General features: G+C 54.0%; 22 protein-coding genes and 4 pseudogenes. 14 read left to right on the top strand and 12 right to left on the bottom strand.

The genetic code is table 11. From position 1 onward, the window contains the following. Window positions 1-238 (top strand): annotated as a pseudogene (locus E0F99_RS30575) (methyl-accepting chemotaxis protein); the annotation flags it as partial. 78 nt (window positions 239-316) lie between these two features. After that, on the top strand, window positions 317-1513 hold the full coding sequence (locus E0F99_RS22790; RefSeq protein ID WP_232000136.1) for a methyl-accepting chemotaxis protein: 1197 nt from the start codon (window positions 317-319) through the stop codon (window positions 1511-1513). Between the two features lie 380 nt (window positions 1514-1893). On the opposite strand, the gene E0F99_RS22785 is transcribed toward E0F99_RS22790, so the two are convergent. Beyond that, window positions 1894-2277, bottom strand: a complete 384-nt coding sequence (locus E0F99_RS22785; RefSeq protein ID WP_083357648.1) for a nuclear transport factor 2 family protein — start codon at window positions 2275-2277, stop codon at window positions 1894-1896. A gap of 143 nt (window positions 2278-2420) precedes the next feature. Beyond that, complete coding sequence (locus E0F99_RS22780; RefSeq protein WP_083357649.1) at window positions 2421-3524, bottom strand: alkene reductase; 1104 nt, start codon at window positions 3522-3524, stop codon at window positions 2421-2423. A 102-nt stretch (window positions 3525-3626) separates the two neighbouring features. Between E0F99_RS22780 and E0F99_RS22775 the strand changes: the two genes are divergently transcribed. Continuing rightward, complete coding sequence (locus E0F99_RS22775) at window positions 3627-4598, top strand: LysR family transcriptional regulator (RefSeq protein ID WP_083357650.1); 972 nt, start codon at window positions 3627-3629, stop codon at window positions 4596-4598. Between the two features lie 269 nt (window positions 4599-4867). Here E0F99_RS22775 and E0F99_RS22770 read toward each other — a convergent pair. Next, a pseudogene (locus E0F99_RS22770) lies at window positions 4868-5083 on the bottom strand (IS5/IS1182 family transposase); the annotation flags it as partial. Window positions 5084-5646: 563 nt separating this feature from the next. Between E0F99_RS22770 and E0F99_RS22765 the strand changes: the two are divergent. Further along, window positions 5647-7068: a serralysin family metalloprotease gene (locus tag E0F99_RS22765; protein ID WP_083357651.1), complete on the top strand. Its 1422-nt coding sequence runs from the start codon at window positions 5647-5649 to the stop codon at window positions 7066-7068. Window positions 7069-7154: 86 nt separating this feature from the next. Here the strand turns inward: E0F99_RS22765 and E0F99_RS31260 are convergent. Next, window positions 7155-7235 (bottom strand): annotated as a pseudogene (locus E0F99_RS31260) (hypothetical protein); the annotation flags it as partial. Between the two features lie 206 nt (window positions 7236-7441). On the opposite strand from E0F99_RS31260, the gene E0F99_RS22760 reads away from it, so the two are divergent. Next, window positions 7442-8101, top strand: coding sequence for a hypothetical protein (locus tag E0F99_RS22760; protein WP_083357652.1), 660 nt, complete (start codon window positions 7442-7444; stop codon window positions 8099-8101). 72 nt (window positions 8102-8173) lie between these two features. Here the strand turns inward: E0F99_RS22760 and E0F99_RS22755 are convergent, their stop codons facing one another. After that, window positions 8174-8509 carry a hypothetical protein gene (locus E0F99_RS22755; protein ID WP_083357653.1) on the bottom strand — a complete coding sequence of 112 codons (336 nt, stop codon included), beginning with the start codon at window positions 8507-8509 and terminating at the stop codon, window positions 8174-8176. A 170-nt stretch (window positions 8510-8679) separates the two neighbouring features. Continuing rightward, a complete protein-coding gene (locus E0F99_RS22750) occupies window positions 8680-9174 on the bottom strand; it encodes a hypothetical protein (RefSeq protein ID WP_083357654.1) in 495 nt (164 codons plus the stop codon). A gap of 267 nt (window positions 9175-9441) precedes the next feature. Between E0F99_RS22750 and E0F99_RS22745 the strand changes: the two genes are divergently transcribed. The 3 genes from E0F99_RS22745 to E0F99_RS22735 all read left to right on the top strand — a co-directional run bounded on the left by E0F99_RS22745 (window position 9442) and on the right by E0F99_RS22735 (window position 11169). Next, window positions 9442-9858, top strand: coding sequence for a hypothetical protein (locus tag E0F99_RS22745; RefSeq protein ID WP_048402003.1), 417 nt, complete (start codon window positions 9442-9444; stop codon window positions 9856-9858). 204 nt (window positions 9859-10062) lie between these two features. Beyond that, window positions 10063-10347, top strand: a complete 285-nt coding sequence (locus E0F99_RS22740) for a hypothetical protein (RefSeq protein WP_083357655.1) — start codon at window positions 10063-10065, stop codon at window positions 10345-10347. Window positions 10348-10548: 201 nt separating this feature from the next. Next, window positions 10549-11169, top strand: coding sequence for a hypothetical protein (locus tag E0F99_RS22735; protein WP_048402005.1), 621 nt, complete (start codon window positions 10549-10551; stop codon window positions 11167-11169). A 432-nt stretch (window positions 11170-11601) separates the two neighbouring features. Here the strand turns inward: E0F99_RS22735 and E0F99_RS22730 are convergent, their stop codons facing one another. From E0F99_RS22730 to E0F99_RS22720, 3 genes are all read right to left on the bottom strand, one after another. Then, window positions 11602-12024, bottom strand: coding sequence for a hypothetical protein (locus E0F99_RS22730; RefSeq protein WP_083357656.1), 423 nt, complete (start codon window positions 12022-12024; stop codon window positions 11602-11604). Between the two features lie 100 nt (window positions 12025-12124). Then, a complete protein-coding gene (locus E0F99_RS22725; RefSeq protein WP_130908940.1) occupies window positions 12125-12739 on the bottom strand; it encodes a hypothetical protein in 615 nt (204 codons plus the stop codon). A 61-nt stretch (window positions 12740-12800) separates the two neighbouring features. Beyond that, window positions 12801-14054: a ferredoxin reductase family protein gene (locus E0F99_RS22720; protein WP_083360396.1), complete on the bottom strand. Its 1254-nt coding sequence runs from the start codon at window positions 14052-14054 to the stop codon at window positions 12801-12803. Between the two features lie 511 nt (window positions 14055-14565). Between E0F99_RS22720 and msrA the strand changes: the two genes are divergently transcribed. From msrA to E0F99_RS22700, 5 genes are all read left to right on the top strand, one after another. Beyond that, complete coding sequence (gene msrA, locus E0F99_RS22715) at window positions 14566-15072, top strand: peptide-methionine (S)-S-oxide reductase MsrA (protein WP_083357658.1); 507 nt, start codon at window positions 14566-14568, stop codon at window positions 15070-15072. A gap of 57 nt (window positions 15073-15129) precedes the next feature. After that, a complete protein-coding gene (locus tag E0F99_RS22710; protein WP_083357659.1) occupies window positions 15130-15993 on the top strand; it encodes a M24 family metallopeptidase in 864 nt (287 codons plus the stop codon). Between the two features lie 113 nt (window positions 15994-16106). After that, the gene (locus E0F99_RS30080) at window positions 16107-16265 is read left to right on the top strand and encodes a hypothetical protein (protein WP_156795336.1); all 159 of its coding nucleotides are present in this window, start codon (window positions 16107-16109) and stop codon (window positions 16263-16265) included. A gap of 12 nt (window positions 16266-16277) precedes the next feature. After that, window positions 16278-16520, top strand: a complete 243-nt coding sequence (locus tag E0F99_RS22705) for a hypothetical protein (RefSeq protein ID WP_083357660.1) — start codon at window positions 16278-16280, stop codon at window positions 16518-16520. A 13-nt stretch (window positions 16521-16533) separates the two neighbouring features. Next, the gene (locus E0F99_RS22700) at window positions 16534-16875 is read left to right on the top strand and encodes a hypothetical protein (RefSeq protein ID WP_083357661.1); all 342 of its coding nucleotides are present in this window, start codon (window positions 16534-16536) and stop codon (window positions 16873-16875) included. 83 nt (window positions 16876-16958) lie between these two features. Here the strand turns inward: E0F99_RS22700 and E0F99_RS22695 are convergent, their stop codons facing one another. Together E0F99_RS22695 and E0F99_RS31255 are read right to left on the bottom strand one after the other, a co-directional pair. Continuing rightward, entirely contained in the window at window positions 16959-17297 is a 339-nt protein-coding gene (locus E0F99_RS22695; RefSeq protein ID WP_083357662.1) for a hypothetical protein, read from the bottom strand. 132 nt (window positions 17298-17429) lie between these two features. Next, on the bottom strand, window positions 17430-17900 hold the full coding sequence (locus tag E0F99_RS31255; RefSeq protein ID WP_083357663.1) for a septation protein IspZ: 471 nt from the start codon (window positions 17898-17900) through the stop codon (window positions 17430-17432). A 146-nt stretch (window positions 17901-18046) separates the two neighbouring features. Between E0F99_RS31255 and E0F99_RS22685 the strand changes: the two genes are divergently transcribed. Beyond that, window positions 18047-18571, top strand: coding sequence for a GNAT family N-acetyltransferase (locus E0F99_RS22685; RefSeq protein WP_083357664.1), 525 nt, complete (start codon window positions 18047-18049; stop codon window positions 18569-18571). Between the two features lie 107 nt (window positions 18572-18678). Here the strand turns inward: E0F99_RS22685 and E0F99_RS22680 are convergent. Further along, a pseudogene (locus E0F99_RS22680) lies at window positions 18679-18841 on the bottom strand (IS256 family transposase); the annotation flags it as partial.

Raw genomic sequence — 18841 nt, 5'->3', positions numbered from 1 at the left:
TGGCGTTGATGCACGCACCCGCCTGGCCAACACACTGAACGACGCCGCTGCCCAGCGCGCGATTGCCTTGCGTAACATCGCCTTGAACAGCAATGTCACCGCGAGAGGCCAGCAACGGGGCGCGATTGCCGTCAACGAACAAATGGTGGCTAGCAGCCTCGCCGCGCTACGCCAGGCAATGGATAACCATGATGATGTGTCGCCCAAATCACGTGAACTGTTCTCAACCATCGAGTAGGTCGAGAGCCGCTACGAACCGGTAGCGCACACCATTGCCGAACACCTGTTCAAGGGTGAAAACGACGAGGCCCTGCGCATGGTCAGCGAGCAGTGCACACCATTACTGGCCGAGCTGACCCAGGCAATTGGCGAATACCTGCGCTACACCAACCAGAAGGCAGACCTGCAGGTCAGCGAGAATGACGCGCACTATCTGTCACAACGTAACCTGCTGCTCGCCATTACTGCGCTGGCCGTCTTACTGGCAGCGGTACTGGGCTACGTCATCAGCCGCAACCTGCTGCGCGCGCTGGGTGCCGAACCGAGTGAACTCAACCAGCTTGCCCAACGGGTTGCCAAGGGCGATTTGCGCGCTAGCGAGCGCACGATTGAGCCACCACAAGCCAGCATCATGGCCGCCCTGCTGAGCATGCAGGAGAACCTGCGGGACATGACCAAGGGCATAAACCTGTCCTCACAGACCGTAGCCGAATCCAGCCAGGAGCTTAGCCAATCGAGCCTGAGAAACGCCGAAAGCGTGGCCATGGCACAGTGCGAGGTCGAGCAGATCGTCACCGCCGTTCACCAAATGGCCGCCACCGTGCAGGATGTCGCGCGCAATGCCGAATCCGCCGCCAGTGCCGCCAGCGAGGCCGATAGCGCGGCCCTGCACAGCCAGCAGAAGGCCAAAGATGCCGTCAACATGATCGGCGAGCTGGCCGAGACAATCGAACAGTCCAACATGGCCATGGTCCGGTTGAAGGATGAAACCGGTAATATCGGCGGCGTACTTGAAGTGATCAAGTCGGTGGCCGACCAGACCAACCTGCTGGCCCTCAATGCAGCCATCGAAGCTGCCCGTGCTGGCGAGGCCGGACGCGGCTTCGCGGTGGTAGCCGACGAGGTGCGCAGCCTGGCAAAGCGTACCCAGAAGGCCACCTCAGAGATTGAGGGACTGATCGCCAGTCTGCAGAAAATTGCCGACGAGACCTCGCAGCATATGCAACGCTGCAAGCGCTCCAGTGCGCAGTCGGTGTCCGGCGTTTCCGAGGCCGGTGACGCGGTAAGCACGATCGTCACCATGATCGAGCGGATCAACGGCATGAACCACCAAATCGCCGCTGCCGCCGAGCAGCAGAGTACCGTTGCCGAGCAGATCAGCCGGGGCATCGTGACCGTCAGCGAAAGCGCCGAGCAATCCGCTGCAGCCTTCCGCAGCGCTCAGCAGGAAAGCGAAGGGCTGGCACGCACCAGCGTGACATTGCGAGAGAACATTTCGCGCTTTCAGCTCTAGGGGCTGTTGCCGTTTCATCGCGAGCCGCGTTGCTGCGAGAAATGGCCCCCGGTTAGGCGCAGGACGCAGGTAATGGCCCGAGTCCTGCAAAAACATCGGGGGCCATTTCCCTCGCAACCCTATGGCCGGCCCCCAATTTTGCAATACCTGCCATTTTTGAGCGTCTGCTTCTGGCCGAGGCTGTGTAAAAACGTTTTTGAGCGCGATAGGTAATCAAAACTGGACTGAAAATCGCGCTTCTACGCGAAATCTACATCTGCTGACGTGCCGATACATTTCAGATTTAACGTAGACCACTCCGCCCCGATGTGTGTCGCAATTTCTTGGTTATGATTTGTTCTTTTAGATGTGTTTGTGAGTTGAGCGCGCTGATTGAGGATTTAATGATTTGGATGTGTGTAGTAAATCTTGCTGACCACCGTCCACTTGCCATCGACTTTTAGCAGGTTGAAGAAATCTGTAAAGCAAAAGCCCGATACGTCATTGGTGTCGATGCGCGCGCTGGCAGCGGTGCCTACGATGTCGATGTTGACGATTACACCTTGAGCGTCGGGAGACGGGCGGAACGCGCTGTCAATGCCATCGAACAATGTCTGAATCGGGCCGCCGGTCAGCTTACCGTCGCCATCGACGCTGAACATCGTTGCGTGCTCACTGAACGCTGGCTTCATGATGCTGCTTTTGGCTTGCTTGCAGCCTTCGTTGTATTTGTTCAGTACCTCGACGATGGCTTGATATTCCGGCACATAAGTAGGTTTGTTCATGTTTGTATTCCTGGTTGTTAATTCGAGTCGTGTTAAAAAAACGGCCACGTTTGGCTGGCATTGAGATCAACCCCTGCGACCCTGCGCAGCGGCGTCCACCGCTGGGGCTCAAGGTCTCACTTTTGAAGTGTTGCCCAGTTGGCTTATCCCGCGAGCGTAGGCCAATCGGTGTAACCCTTTGCGCCGTTACCGTAATAGGTTTCGCGTGGCGCAACAGCGAGTTCTGCACCTTCTTTTAATCGACGCACCAAATCCGGATTGGCAATAAACGGGCGACCAAAAGCCACTGCATCGACCTTGCCTTCGGCACGGCGGGTGACGGCCAGTTCGATGTCGTAATTGTTGTTGCCGATGTAGGGGCCTTTGAACCGTGCACGTAACGCGTCGAGATCTACGTTCCCGGGAACAGTGCGTGACGTAGCGGTAGCGCCCTCGACAAAATGCATATAGGCGAGCTGGAAGCGATTCAGTTGCTCAATCAGATAGCCATAGGTTTGCATTACCTGGCTGTCCAAGGGCGTGTTGCCGGCATCTGGCGTCACGGGAGACAGGCGAATGCCAACGCGGTCATGGCCCCAGATCTCGACGACTGCCGCGGTTACTTCCAGCGTGAGTCGTGTGCGATTCTCAATCGAACCACCATATTGGTCGGTCCGCTGATTGGTAGAGTCGCGCAGGAACTGATCGAGCAAATAGCTATTGGCAGAGTGCACTTCAACACCATCAAAGCCGGCGCGTTTTGCGCATGCAGCGGCGTGTCGGTACTGCTCGATAATGCCTGGGATTTCGGATGTTTCCAGCGCTCGCGGGATGGAGACGTCCATCATTCCATTTTCAGTGAAGGTCTGGCCTTCGGCTTTAATCGCCGAGGGCGCTACCGGTGCCGTGCCATCGGGCTGCAGGTCCACATGCGAGAAGCGCCCCACATGCCACAGTTGGCAAACAATAAGTCCACCAGCGGCATGCACCGCATTTGTTACCCGTTTCCAGCCTGCTACGTGCTCTTCAGTCCAGATGCCTGGCGTCAATGCATACCCCCGCGCTTGTGCGGAAATGTTAGTCGCTTCACTAATGATCAGACCGGCGCTGGCACGTTGGGCGTAGTAGCGAGCGTGCATTTCGTTGGGTACGCCTTCTGGCCCCATGCGGCTGCGCGTTAACGGGGCCATGACAATACGGTTAGCCAGAGATAAGGCGCCTAAAGTCATTGGCCTGAAAAGATCCGTTGATGGGCTGTTGAGTGCCATTGTGACTCCTCCTGATAACTGTTCTGCCGGATGAAATTCCTTGCTGTGTCAACTATGGAGGTCAATAATAATGACGTAAATAGTCATAAGAGTGGATACAGTATGATCAAAAAAGTCATAATGCAGCGCCCGACGCGCGCTGAGGGCATAGAGGGTTCACTTCCTTTACCGTCGGTGCATTTCCCCGGTCTTTTAACCTTCGAGGCTGCCGCCCGACATTTGAACTTCGCTCGCGCCGCGGCAGAAGTCGGTGTCACGCCAACCGCGGTATCACGCACGATCAAAAGTATGGAAGCACAACTCAATGTGCGGCTATTCAATCGAACAACACGCAGTGTCAGCCTGACGGAGGCCGGCGCGTCATTGAACGCAGCATTGGCACCTGCGCTTGCTTTGATCAGAGACTCCTTGTCACAAGTCTTGCTCGCGACGGATCAACCCTCTGGCACAGTGCGCCTCAACTCCTCGTACGTTGCATACCGCATCTTGATCGAACCGCATCTAAGCGCCTTCATGGAAAAATTCCCGCTGATTAATGTCGAGGTATCACTGGATAACCACCTTGGCGATATCGTTAATGCCGGTTTCGATATCGGCATGCGCATGGGGAAAAGAGTGCAAAACGACATGGTCGCGGTACCGTTGGGAGCGGCACAAAAAAGAATTGTGGTGGCGGCGCCGGATTACTTCAGCACGCGGGTTGAGCCGCAGACGCTGGAGCAACTGCTGGAGCACAACTGCATTCGCCAGCGGTATTCAGTGGGCGGAAGATTCTTTGAATGGAAGTTCGAAGATGGCGGGCAAATGGTTCAAATCGATGTTCAAGGGCGTTTTATTTTTGACGAAATGAGGTCCGTCCTTGATGCGGCAATACAAGGCCAAGGCCTTGGCTTCGTTTTCGAGGACTTCGCGAAGCAAGCGTTAGAAAACGGTACGCTTAGTCAGATATTGAAGCCGCACAGCGGCATGGACGATGCGTTTCATCTTTACTACCCCCATCGTAAACACATGCCAGGCAAGCTGCGTGCATTTGTTGATTTCATGCGCAGTGCTAATGAGGTGGGAACGTTATGATTTAACATCGACTGCGGCAGGCTTAGAAATAGGGAGCAATCAGCACAATAAAGTTAGAACCTGTTTGTTGAAATTCCAAGACTGTGAATAGTCAGTAATGTCCACTGTTGGCCCAGCGTGTGTAAACACGCGCTGATGCACTGTCGGCGCGTAGCGCAGAAGGCTGTTAGCTGAGTAATTGCTCGCAAAAAGTCCTGCGGATCATCCCTCGGGCCTGGGAGCCCTCAGCGTCGCTTCTACCGTGCGGGTTGGCCAAAATAAACACCTCTTCAGGCCCACAGCGCCTTCATTAAACCGCGGGTGCCGAGAATGTTCATGACCCGCTTCAGGTTGTAGGCGAGTACGTTCAAGCTCATCTGCGCACTTACTCCGTTCAGCTTTCGTGTCAGGAAAGGCGTGGCGCCTATCCATTGTTCGAGTGTCCCGAAGGGATACTCGCCCTTACGCTTGCGGACTCGCCTCATGTACGGCGCGTTGCTCAGTCTGGCGCTATACCTTTCGTTTCAAACGTTGCAGTTATTCTATTAATGCAGGGGGCGTTTCGTTTTGAGCATGTAAGTGTTGTGCTGAGGCTGGTTGATAAAAAAGTGGGTGAGCAGCGCTGCCCGTGCGGACTTATCGCACTGAATCCGGCTATCCAATCATTGAACCAAACCGATTATTTTGTAACGAGAGTTTGGTCTGTTCGATGCTCTTGCCCCAGATATCCGGGACAATGCAGGTTAGAAATTGACAACGGCCACCCACGCCTCGCGCGTGGCTGTTATCTTGCTCTTCGGGTAAAGATAATGACTTTTTAAAGCATTTATCGCGTGCTCAAACGCTAACGCCTATGTCTCACGACACCACAACCACTTAACAATAATTAAACGGTGATCAACTCACACTAAACACTTTAAATAAGGCTTTGGCATGCCCGGGGCAACATTAATAACTCAGCTCAACACTAAGTCATCAATCGCGCCCCCGCCAACAATGTAAAAATTTGATTTTTCAGAAGCGCCTTCTCCACTCAGGGGGTCTTCATCAGTGATTAACAAGGACGTATATGTCAAAACTAAAAGAAAATAAAGTATTTACTACCAGTCAGACCAGCAAGGCTTACGAGCAGGTCGATAGTTTTCACCATGGGTATGACCGTGGCGGGCCTGTTCTGGTGAACGGTAAGCCTTCGTTCACCGCCGACCAGGCTGCGGACGAATTACTGCGTAAAGGCGCAAGCTGGCACGATCAGAACGGGGACGGAAAAATCAGCCTCAGTTACACATTTCTGACCTCCAAGCCCGCTGACTTCAACCCGAACCTGGGTAATTTCAGTGAGTTCAATGCCGTGCAAAAGGCCCAGACAGTGCACGCTTTGCAGTCTTGGTCTGATGTTGCCAATGTGACCTTCGCTGACACCCCTGACGGGGCCGATGGTCACCTGACGTTTGGCAACTACAGCAACTATACCGGCGGTGCAGCCTTCGCGTACTTGCCAACCGGTGGTTCACGTGACGGTCAGTCCTGGTATTGGGTCAATGATCAGTATCAGGTCAACACCACGCCGGACAACGGTAACTACGGCCGGCAAACGCTCACCCACGAAATTGGCCACTCCCTGGGGTTGTCTCACCCCGGCAACTACAACGCTGGAAACGGCAACCCGACGTACAACGATGTCACTTATGCTGAGGACACGCGTGGCTATAGCCTCATGAGTTATTGGAGCGAAAGTAATACCCAGCAGAATTTCAGTGGTACTTATTCGTCAGCGCCGTTAATGGATGACATCGTGGCGATCCAGAAGCTTTACGGGGCGAACCTGGATACCCGCAGTGACCACACCGTTTACGGGTTCAACTCGAACACCGAGCGCGACTATTACACGGCGACCGCATCCAGCGACAAACTGGTGTTTTCGGTGTGGGATGGCGGTGGTAACGACACCCTGGACTTTTCCGGTTTCAGCCAGAACCAGAAGATCAACCTCAATGCAGGTTCGTTCTCCGATGTGGGCGGCCTGGTGGGTAACGTATCTATTGCTCATGGTGTGACGCTGGAAAACGCGATCGGAGGCGCTGGCAACGATCTCTTGATGGGTAATTTGGCGGCCAACATTCTTGAAGGCGGTGCCGGGAACGACATCATCTATGGGGGTGGCGGTGGGGATTCCTTGTGGGGCGGTGCCGGGGCAGACACTTTTGTGTTCGGCCAAGCCAGCGACTCGACGATGACAGCGCCGGCCTGGATCATGGACTTCACCACAGGGCAAGACAAAATAGATCTGTCAGGCATTGCCGCGTTCTCGTCGGCCAGCGCGACGCTGAACTTCGTGAGCAGCTTCACAGGTCATGCCGGCGACGCCATCCTGACCTACTTCCAAGAGAGTAATCAGAGCAGTCTGATGATCGACCTCACTGGCAGTGGCCTGGTGAGCTTTGCAGTCGGTACGATCGGGCAGGCCGCGACGACTGATATCATCGCTTAAGCCATCGCTGTTTTGCAGTCTCAGAAATTAGACCTCCAACTGACGGGTTATAGATGTTCTATCCGCCAGCACTCGGAGGTCGCCCATGAACTGCTGACGTAATCGTCGAGGCTCTCGGGGAGCAAGGCGCTTTGACCGCGATATTCGCCTTGAATGAAGCGTTTCATCAGGCAATACCTGCGTTAAAATCTCCAGCAATCGTACACGCGATGACATTTATGCAAGCGCCGAGACTGACTAAGACAGTTTTGACACCCGGCATACCTGAGACTGCCCAGATACCGGCTGGTACTGTAGGAGTCATATGGTGGGATTATTCGCCCCGAAGAGTTGGACACCATTCGGGTGGCATGACATAAATTAAGGACAAAATATGTTCAGCAAATCTCAGATCATTACCATCCCAGTCCTGATCTCGGCGGTACTTTTACTCACCGGTTGCCCCCCATCACCGGAATTCACCCGATGGCAACGCACTTCGACCTCTGTAGATGGTGTAAGAGCCGCAATGGCAGAATGTGGAGACCCTGTGGCAGGGCCACAAAACCATTTCCCAATAAACGAACAGATAATTCACTTTCAGTGTATGCAACGCCTCGGCTTTACCCGTAAAGACGGCTTTGAATACTGTGAAATAATGGAGAATATGCCAGCCTGCGTCGAAAAAAGGCAGGGTCGTCCGCTTAGTTTGTCGCAGCTCGAAGCGTTGCCGTTTGTAGAAGATGAAGCATTTCACCCAATCAAGCCTAATTCTGGTCGGGATGAACGTATGCAGGTCTCATGGCGTAAAGCGGGAGCATCACTCCATTTCTCATTCAAGGTAGCCAATGATAGTGAAGCCCTGCCAGTGATGTATGCGTGCGGCTATGCCAAACCACTTGGGTCGAATCTGGACGTCGCCAGCATCGGGCGCACTGCAGAAGTGCAACGCTGCATGATTGATCATGGCTTTGAGCCCAAAAATAAAATTATGCTTGTTTGCCAGACTTACCCACAAGTGACGGGCTGTTCGTCGACAACGCCGCCGAGTTGATGCAGATAGAGAGCAGAGCCAAGGGGGGCGCTCGTTAGAGATAGAGGGGACTCATCGGCCCAGTCGCGTCGTCTACATCGATTTAACCGATACGACATCCACGTACTTGTACTTCTTCCTAGCAGCCTTCACAGCCTCTTGCTCAGCAAGCAACGAGCTCAACGTATCAGCCTCGTGAATCAATTCGATCATTTTCCCTTCAAACTCGTTTCCAACACGTAACCTGACCCTCAGCCTGGGCGTAAATGCTTTCGCCACTTTCTTCTTCACTTGGTGAGCTTCTGCTGGCTTTGTAGGTTCCATTTCTGGCTCAGGCTCCTGTACTTGAGGCGCAGACACCTGGTCTTCGGGCTGAGGCGTACCGAATAGGGCACGACGCATTTCTTCTTCAGTTAATTCAGAGCTCATAGAACATCTCAAAGTGGGCGGTAATCAGCTCGACGAATTCTACTAGGATGGCTGCTCCAGCGTGTCCTCTGGAAGCATGTATGGCCACTGTGAATTCGGGCTACGTGGTCACAACATTTCAACGTGGTAGTGGGCCTGATAGCGATAAAAATGATGCAACGTAAGCTAGGCTATTGAGGGCTTAAGGGGTCATCGCAATGGTTGTCTGGCTTCGTCTTCGACAACTGAGTGAACTGCTCCAATGCGTTTTGGAAGGCCTCCAATGCGAAGCTTACCGGCTTGCTCTCGGCGATCCATTTTGTCGAGATTCCAACTTCCAGTTTGTCCGAAATACTTCGACCGAAGCGCCGCCAGTGTACGGTGTCAGCCTCGATTACCTGCTCAGCGACCAAGACGATACAGTCGAAATTCATGTCATCGCTACAGACCAGCAACGGCACGATTGTGGAGCTTCCATCCTCCGCCGGGATGATGCGACGGTTCGCAAGAGCGTCTTCGTCTTCGTCGATAAGCCAGATCAGAGAAAGACCAAGGCTTGCGACGTCTGACCATTCGAGATGAGTGGACAGCCATTGCTCAATTCCAATGCCGTCAATCATTAACCATGCGCAAGCGCTCCTGGCGAATCCAGGTCGGTAGTAAGCGGCGCTGATAACTTGATGCATCGCGAAGTCCTTCAATGCAGTGCGGCGGTGTCACAGAGAATGATGATACTCCAGTGATATCACCCTACGCGTCAGATCGCTACTCTCGGACGCTTGAAGGGCAGCCTATATTGCACCTGGACGGACGGGCAGATTTCAACCTTGGTACAACGATGAGGACGAGGTCGGATTGTGAGCATCTTTTCCCGTCGGGCTTCCCTGACAAGCTGCTCCTCCGATTGTAATCAGTTACGATCCTGACGACTCATCAACAATCGAGATCGTGTCATGCAAGATGGCTGCTGGCCCTTCCATCTCTTCGGTGCCAATTTCGCCACTGAATCCGAGGCGAAGAAATTTGTGTTTGAGCAGTGGGAGCCAGAGCCCCCTGAAAGCGTAAGCGAAGCCGAGTACATTTCGTGGGAAGACCGCAATCCAACATGGCGTCTAGCGGAGGAGCTGGGGTTCTCTATGGATTCAGATTTCGTTGAGCTTGCCGGCACCCCACAAGACGTCATAGCGCAAATCCGCAGTCAGTCCGAGAGAGCGTTGGTCAGCTCTAGGGTAGGAGAGTTCACGCATTTTATAATGGTGGGTTCGAATGCCATCTGGGGTGACCGTCGTTCGACTTCTACCCAAGTAGAGCCGCTGGTGCGCTTGCCGGAGAGCACTGCAACCATCACATATCTCGGCCTGTTCAACTGAGCTGACGGCCTCATAGGTTAGGCCCGTTTTTGACCAGGGGCGGGCACTGGATTAAGGCTAAAATTGTCCTCATTAGGGGCGGATGACGATTCAACCAGACGTGAAATTATGACCAGACAGCTTGTCTACCAACGAATACGAAATCGAATTGTCGAGCTACTTGAGTGGCTGATTGAGTGCGAGAATGAGCCACCTCGGTGTGGTATGAATGAGTTAATCAATTCATGGGAAGATTGGGTGCCAACTCCGTCGCCAAAAGGATACTTCGTCGATCAGGGGTTCACTCCAAGGCAGAGCGTTTTTTTGGTAAATGTAAGCGCAGCCATCGAGGATTTTTGCGAAGCAACACCTGAACTCATAGAGAACGACGCTGCGGCAATTGCGCTCCCTCAATGGCGCCTTGTCATCGCTGCTGCCAAGCCGACGCTATCTGCGATGAAAGCGAGTACCAAAATGTCGGAGGAGAGTGACGACAGGCTCGAGCGTTGAGTTGCTGGCTCTTTAAGCAAGGTATTGCGTACGATTTTGCCAGGGTGCAGCAATCGGTCAGAAATAGGTAAGCGTCCAATCAAGTCATCTACCGATCCAGTTATCAGCACGAGGATGACTGCTTTTCGCCCATGCCGTAAGGTTCGCTACCAAAATCGCCACAGCCTTCCAGTGGTGGTAATACAGCAAGGAGAGCGAACAATGAACACCTTCAAATCATCAGTTCAAAACGTAGCTGCGGCCATAGGCCTCATCGCAGCAGTGACAGTCGGCGGATGCGTCATGATCCCTTACGACACGCCGGAATCAAAAGCCCAAATCCAGCGCGATCTGAAAATTGCACCATCGGATATTCAAGCCGTATCGGAAACTAACTGGTGCTTGTTCCCATATGGAAGCGAAGGCAGCTGCAGGGCCACTCAAGGCCTGGGAGTGTTGACCAGCAAAGGCCTGATCCTCAGCCTCTACAACAACCACACCTACACTGAAACCGCACGCATCCTCCCAGAACAAGTGCAGTGCGTGAAGACAGTTGGTGGTCGCACTGGAGTCGAACCGTTCGTTGTATTCACCAAAGACCGAGCGATCATGCTCGCCGTCATTACGCCAGGTGGGCAAATGAATGTGCCTGTGAAAGTCAGTTTCTTTGATTATCTGACGAAGCCAGGGCAGCACGTCTTCACTGGGACGGATGGCGGATATGTGCGCAAGTCGGGTCGAAAGCAAACCGTAGGCGGAATGGTGTCAGGCACTGCCATCCCGTGGCATACAACACTCGACGTAACCGAGGTTTTTAACCCTTGCCCGCAGGTTACAGATTAACGAGGACTGGCGCGTTCCATCGCAAGCGGTGCGCGCATGCCGAAGCCCGTAGGTGTGAAGGATGAATGCCCGAAGGGCCGAGACCCCCCGGCGGCTCGGCTCGCGAAAGCCGCCCTTGAAGAGGCTGGGTTCGAATGCCATCTGGGGCGACCGACGTTCGACCACTACCGATGTAGAGCCGCTGGTGCGCTTACCGGAGAGCACCGCAACCATTTCATATCTCGGTCTGTTCAACTCAATTTGACTGCTCGAAAGGGCATGTCTGCGTTTGCATACGACTGCGCGTTTTCGACCCAGAGCTGCCGATCAGCACAGGCAGTAAACAGCCAAAAGCGGCCAGTCATCAAAGCCCCAAAAATGTCCCGAGGCGAGTATCTAGTCACGCCAATCGGGCCCGTCATTGTGAGCAAGGCTAGAGGTTTCAACCATTTGCTAGCTGGAGGTAATCGCAAATAGATTTTTGCACAAATAGGCATCCTCTCTTGGGATGAAATCTTCGGGACTTTCATTGCAGGAAAAAGCTTCGAAAACGTGGTTGATAATTTTTTTTGCTTGGTCCGTAGTAAGGACACGAATGTCTATCAGGTCAAGAAGGGCATCGGCTATCTCGTTTAAACTAATGCAGTATTCTTCAGCGGCAACCCTAAGCAGCGCTCGCATCTCCCTATATTTACTATCTGAATCTACATTGTTTTTCAGAAATTCAAGTGGCTCTTCCAGAATTTCAAAAGGATAAATCTTTTGATACCTGTCGCAGTATTTTATAAGGATCCGCCTAACCTTCACGCCATCAAATTTTTGAGAGCTAGCCCCTAACAGTGCATTAATTTTCGTATTAGCTATCCAGCTTTTCATCGCGAAATTTACCTTGCTTAGCGCTTATTTAAGGGACGTCGACTGGCGGATCTTGGCCGAAGGCTGTCTTTCATGAACAGCGGTCGACGACCAAATGCGGTCAATCGACAGACCAGAACAACTCCAGCCTTGAATAGTCATTTCGTGATCTGCTTGCCATCTCGAATGTAGCTGTCATGTCGTAGTCACCGTCCTCCATAACAAACTCAACCAAGTCGTGCTGTAGGTCTTCCTTCAAATAATCGATCAAATTACAGGCGGCTAAGACAGTGCAGTCTGTCGGTGTGTCCTTAGTGTAAACTCCAAGAGCACGCTGAAAAAAACGAGCCAAGTCGTTCGCTGCCTGTTCAGTTATTTCGGAATACTTATTCAGACCAACGTTATACAAAGCATTCCGCATGTCCCCGTTCAGGCAGCAATGCGCTCGCTTGTAGGCATATTGGTAGCTGAACAACAAACCTCCTTCAGGATAAACGAGGTGCGATGAGTCCGCCTGCTCGTCAAGGAAGGCTACCGTCCGATGTGAGAGCATTTTTTCCACCTTGAAACTTTGACTGTCCGGATTGCTGAACGCACATAAGCACGGCCTGACGAGCAGGATACACTGCCAACCAGAATGGACGATGGCGAGAGGCAGCAATTGGCCGTTTTCTGCCCATCGCGAGAGGCTGAAAACGACCCATTGCTGCCATTGACAACTGATTAAGCCAGCCAAGCAAGCCGGTCAAATGAGGCGACACAACCTGAGGCCATTGAGTAGGTTGCACCCCGCAGACTCAACGGAACTCGAAGAGTTCGAAGTGCAGATTAGCTTTCGGGATCCGGTTGATATCCATCAGTTCATGCACCTTGGCCAGTAAACCTTTGGGGCCGCAAAAACTGACGTGAATCTTGTGTGGTTGGGTGTGAATCACCGCTTGGCGCAAGGTTTCGGCCAACGGTTCGATGCCACCGACATTACGAACGAATTGTGCCCCGCGCATCTTGGTCATGGCTTGCAACTCCTCGGGCGCTGGGAAGGCGCGCGAGGGCGTGAAGCAATAGACCAGCGTCGCTTTTTCGAAGTCTTTTGCGTCTGGATCTTGCAACCAAGAAATAAAAGGCGAAATGCCCACACCTGCGCCGATCCAGATTTCCCGCTCGGCCTCAGAGGCGCGTTTAAAACGTCCGTAAGGGGCGTAGAGCGTCGCGCACATTCCGACTTTTGCGCACGCGCACAGCTTTTTGGTGTAATCCCCGAGCCCTCTGATCATGAACGCAATCTGCCCATTCGCACCGTTGGCGCTGGCTATCGTGAAAGGGTGTGGCTCGCGCAGGCCCTTTTGCTGCATTGCCAGAAACGCGAACTGCCCAGCTTTGAAGTCAAACCCTTTATGGATCGGCTCCAGTGTCAAATGCAGTGCTTCATTGACTCTATTCACGGCGGTCACCCGGTACTCGCCCGCACGGGCAACAAAGGGATAGAGCACCAGCTTGTAGAGGGCGGCGAGCACGCCCAGTGCGCAGAACAGCGTCAACCAGATACCCGAGCGGCTGAGCAGGGTGATCGGCGATTTGAAACTGAGCCAATGCAATATTACGATCAGGAACAATGGGCCCGAGAGCTTGTGCCACCATCGCCATAGGCGGTAAGGAATGTTGCGGTTCAGCGCCAGCAGCACGATCAGACCCAGTGCGACATAGCTCAACTGGCGCACCAATCGCGTCCAGTATTTGGGGAGTTCCAGGATAGGCACGCTGTTCCAAACATCCAGATTCGCCTTGAACACAAAGTGATATGAGGCAAACACCAGCGCCCATATGCCTAGCCACTTGTGTGCCTCATAGACGCGGTCCAGGCCGCCAAACAGACTCTCAATTACGCCCCAGCGACTGGCCAGCAGGCAGGCAGCTGCCATGTAAACCAGTGCGCTAGTCCCGAGAATCAAACTAAGGGTTGCTGACGTCAGCCAAGTATCGACAGGTATGTCTATCAGCAGCAGTGCTGCCGTAATCAGCAAGATGGCGAGTATGCAGTGCGAGGCTTTCAACGCGAATGCTCCAATCATTAATCCGGTGTTACTAGACTGAAATCTCACCTTCCTTGGAATTTTCAGCGGCTTTGGACCCTAGCAGAACGCTGAAACAGGGCTATGACCTCAGTCATGATCAGGGCGAAAAACCAAATGAGTCCGCTCGTACACACCACCACTCTGCATACTGGGCATCCCCATTTGTTTCCTGATCACTTAAACCAACACGTCCTCTTTGCTTTTTTGTTGGGTAATGCCTTCATCGCCCTGTGGGCCAAGTGCGCCAGGCTGGGAAACCGCATCGGTTGACGCGTTTCTCGATGCGGCGGCTTCTTGGGCAGCGGCCAGCACGCGACCTGCCTAGGCGCACGCAGGGGTATCGAACGTATGGCAGCGCTGTGCAGCCATTTTGTTGGCTAGGAAGTTTTATGAGTGAGGCGAGCACGAGCTTCAACCCGACGTTCAACCTTGCTATTGCCCAACACAGCCCCATAACTACCCCTGTACCCATTCAGCACAAGGACAAACCATGACCAACCTAACCGAAACCGCCATCCTCGCCGGCGGCTGCTTCTGGGGCATGCAAGACCTGTTGCGACGCTACCCTGGCGTGCTGAGCACGCGAGTCGGCTACACCGGTGGCGATGTGCCGAATGCCACCTACCGCAACCATGGCAACCATGCCGAAGCGATTGAGATTGTCTTTGATCCTGCGGTGATCACATACCGGCAGATTCTTGAGTTCTTTTTTCAGATACACGACCCCAGCACGCCTAACCGGCAGGGCAATGACCTGGGGCCAGGCTACCGTTCAGCGATTTATTACCTGAGTGAACAACAACGGGACATTGCCGAAGACACCGCTGCCGACGTGGATGCCTCCAAGTTATGGCCGGGCCGGGTGGTCACTGAAATAGAGCCGGCGGGGCCGTTTTGGGAAGCAGAGCCGGAGCATCAGGATTACCTGGAGCGGATACCGAATGGCTATACCTGCCACTTCATTCGGCCGAATTGGAAGTTACCGACGCGTGCCTGAACGTGAGCCTGCGATCCGAACGCTGCTACCTTTAGTTCGCGCCCAAGGAGCGACGTTTTGAAAAAGATCGGAATACTTTCATTGGTATGTTGTACGAGTGTTTTCGCCACACAATCGCAGTACGACGACTACGCAGCAGGTAACAGAGCCCTTGGGGCTAAGATTGCTCAACTCGATAGCGAGAAGATTCTGGCTGAAGAGACGCGGCTTGCCCCCCTGGCCAGTGACCTTCTGCTTAGGGTCAAACCGATGATCCGTCAGGGCGGTAGCGGTATAGCGATTCAGAACTTTTTACTCAAACAGTTTTCGCACTATGGTTGGCGGCCGATGGCCGTGGGCTACAAGGGCTACCCAGAGGCAGTGCCGGTTTCGGTGAATAACCAGGTGGGTAACGCACTGCCCACCGACATGCCGTTTCCGGATGCAGCACTGGTCAAGGTGGAATTGATAGCCGCATCGCCCCAGGCCCATGTAGCCCAAGCATGGACATTCGCCACCCCCAATGCGACGGAACAACAGCGGCAACTATTGATGACGGCTCGCCACGCGCTGCAAAGCGGTATCAAAGAGATTCGGGCTGGCGAGCGGCTATCTAATGTGGGCAATGCCATTCAACAAGCGCTCGATGCCAACCAAGTGGTCGCCGTGCATGAGCTGGTGGGATACTCCATGGGCCAGATGCGGATTCAGAACCCTCAAGTGCTCGGTTATAAAAGCACCCTCGATGATGAAACCCTGATGAAAGCCGGGCAGGTGCTAAACGTCTATGTGGTGGCGAAGTCCGGCGACTTAGGGGTGCAGTTCCAACCGCCGGAACTGCGGACCGTTCTCACCCAAGACGGTGAGGATAGCGTGATGCTCTCGGCGATGGTCGAGGTGACTCATGATGGGCACCGAATGCTTAGCCGGTTGATCGACTGAATAAGACCCGGCGCAGGGAGTGGTGTCGAATGCATTGCAGCGCTGCGCGACTATTTTATTGGCTGGGGAGTTTACGACTGGAGTCAACGTGACTCTCATGCCATTGTTCAACCTTGCCTTGCCTTGCCCAGCACAGCCCCCTAACTGCCCCTGTACCCAATCAAATCCTGCCCACCTACCACGCAGGCGACGTACTGGTCAGCATCGAGGCGCAGGTCAACGGCGGTATCGGCCCGCAACGCACCGCCTCGACACTGATCATCAAGACCTGACGGGAAAAACCCATGTCCGAAATTACCCAGTTGGTCATTGCCCTGGTGCTGTTCTTTTTGTTGGATCGGTTTCTTAAGTCGTATCCGCTGCGCAAGTGGCTGGGGGTTTTGCTGGTGCTGGGCGGTGCGGTCGGTTGCGTTGCTGCGAGCCAGCTGCGCTTGGTAGGGTTTGATCTAGGATTGTTGTCGATCTTTGCCGTGGCGGTCGGGGTTGGGTTGTTCCTGAAGCGTCGGCGGTTTGAGCAGGTTGGCTGAAGGCGGGCCGGACATGGATAGACTTGAGCGCTTGAACGAACTGCTGCGAGAGCATGACTGTGTCATCGCCATCGACATACAGTTCGAAGACTTCAAATACGACCTGGCGTTGACGCTGTCCGTCGATACAACAGACTGGAATGCCGTGACGATACATTTTCAGGATGTCAGCGCGCTCAACCTCAGCGAGTTTGGCGGCGGAATCACCCAATTTATGCGCCTCAATGTGACCCGCATAAATGATGGGCTCGACCGAATTCGGTATGAGCTCAGAGATGTCAGGCACGAGAAGATAACGTTCAGGTTCTTCACCTTCGGTGGGCCGATGTTTGACGGGGCCGCAGGCGAAGCTTGATAACCGGGGGCGCCGTGGCAATGCAGGAGGGCGTAGTGATGCAGTCGGAGCAGGCCAGGCTGTTGGCACTGGGCTCTGCTTTCTCACCACAGCAATGCTTCGACTTCGTCATATTTGTCAGCCACTTTAAGAAAAGTGTTCGCCCAACCACTGCTGAGACTGAGTTCCTGGAGTGGGCCGGTTACTGCGAATAGCACAGAGACGTCCAACTTTCTGGGAAGCTTTCCCGATCTGAGCACGCTGACCAAACCCAGCAACTCGGCCTTTGCCTGGTCCTCGTCTTCCCAGCTGGACCAGCAGAACTCATTGTCGGGAAGCGAAATCAGCTCAATAGCGGCTTCCAGCACATGGATGAGGCTTCCAACCGGGTCGTCACGATTGATCTCCCCATGAATCAACTGCCTTACACGATTATGGTTCATAAAGGGCTGACGCCTCACTGTGCGCTCGCGGGCACCGCTGGAGATAATTATGGGGCAGACCACCCTTGTTTTGAATGTGACCTTCCCGCCTATTGTGCTTTGGCCCCCATCACGCACAAAGCATGTTGCTGATCAATTCACTGCCAGTGCAGCGCTCGTTTCTTCAGCCCCCGAAGTCGCTTGGGCCCAGCCGATAGCAAAGACACCGACGGCAAACAGCGGTTGGGCAACGTAGGCCTTGTAGTACACCCACACATCAATCGGCGCAACAAAGGCAATCAGGGCGTTCAAGGTGGCCAGGGTGGTGATCACCAGAGACATTTGAAGAACGCAGGTTCGCCATTGCGCCGGCGAGCGTTTCAACCGACCACCGAACATTGCCCGCAGCAAGTTGATACGGCATCCCACCTCCAAGACCGCAAGCAGCAGCGCGAACACCAAGAGTGCCCCGGCTGGCAGGTACAGACTGAAAGAGCTGTTGACTAGCGTCTTCAAGCTAAACGCGAATCCGAGCGCCAGGCTGATTACGATGGAGTAAATGAAAAACACAACGTACGTGCGCCATAGAAGGCTGAGGGCCAGGGAAAATCGGCGTTTTATCATTACTTTCTACATCCGTGTCGTCAGAAAAGTCGCCATTGTAGGCGCAGGGCGCATACGAGTGGGTGACACAAGAAGGTGTGCATCGCGAAATCGTAATCGAGGCCGGTTTACGCTAACCACCTGATATCCGGACAAGGAATGCCTCGATGATTCGCCACGCCTCACCCGCAGACGCCAGGGCCATTGCCCAAGTGCACATCAGCAGTTGGCAGCAAGCCTATCGCGACCTGATGCCCGCCGACTACTTGAACTCATTGGGTGCGACGTTGGCCAGGCGGGAGTCGTTTTGGATTAGCTCAATTGAATCCGGCGAATCCAATGTATGGGTCGCGCAGGTGAACAAACAGGTGGTTGGCTGGATATCCGTCGGCGCCAGCCGTGATGAAGACGCTGCTGCGGATAACACCGGTGAGGTCATGGCCCTCTACGTTGAAGCGGAGCATTGGCAAACCGGCGTTGGGCTGGCGTTGTGGAACGCAGGCTTACAGTTTTTGACTGAACAAGGGTTTCAGCACTTAACGCTCTGGGTCTTGGCGCGCAATAAACGAGCGATCCGGTTTTATCGCAGAGCAGGCTGCGTTGAGGATACGGGGAGTGAGCGCACGCTTGAGCGGGGCGGTGTGAAGCTGGTCGAGGTGAGGTATCGGTTGCCGTGTATTCGGTTGGGTTAGGCGAGATGGGAGGCAGGCCACTCTTTTAAATGTGGCCTGCGCCCGGGAGAGTGTCAGATTTTTTGTGTGCGGGCCGGTAACGGCCTGCCGACAGGCAGGCCTTAGTTTTACCAGGTAGGCCTGATAAATCGATCTCCGTACAGAATCGCAAATTGGTTCATCGCACTCTTCCAGTCATGTGCCGGTTTGCCCCAGTTAGCAGTGATATTTCGCAATCCCAACCAGATTAATTTTGTTGCAGCATCGTCCGTTGGGAAGTGCCCTCGGGTC

This window comes from Pseudomonas antarctica (genome assembly GCF_900624995.1).
In the GTDB taxonomy this organism is placed as follows: Bacteria; Pseudomonadota; Gammaproteobacteria; order Pseudomonadales; family Pseudomonadaceae; genus Aquipseudomonas; species Aquipseudomonas antarctica.
Note: the sequence above shows the minus strand (reverse complement) of the source record. Positions and strands in the feature narration are given on the sequence as shown.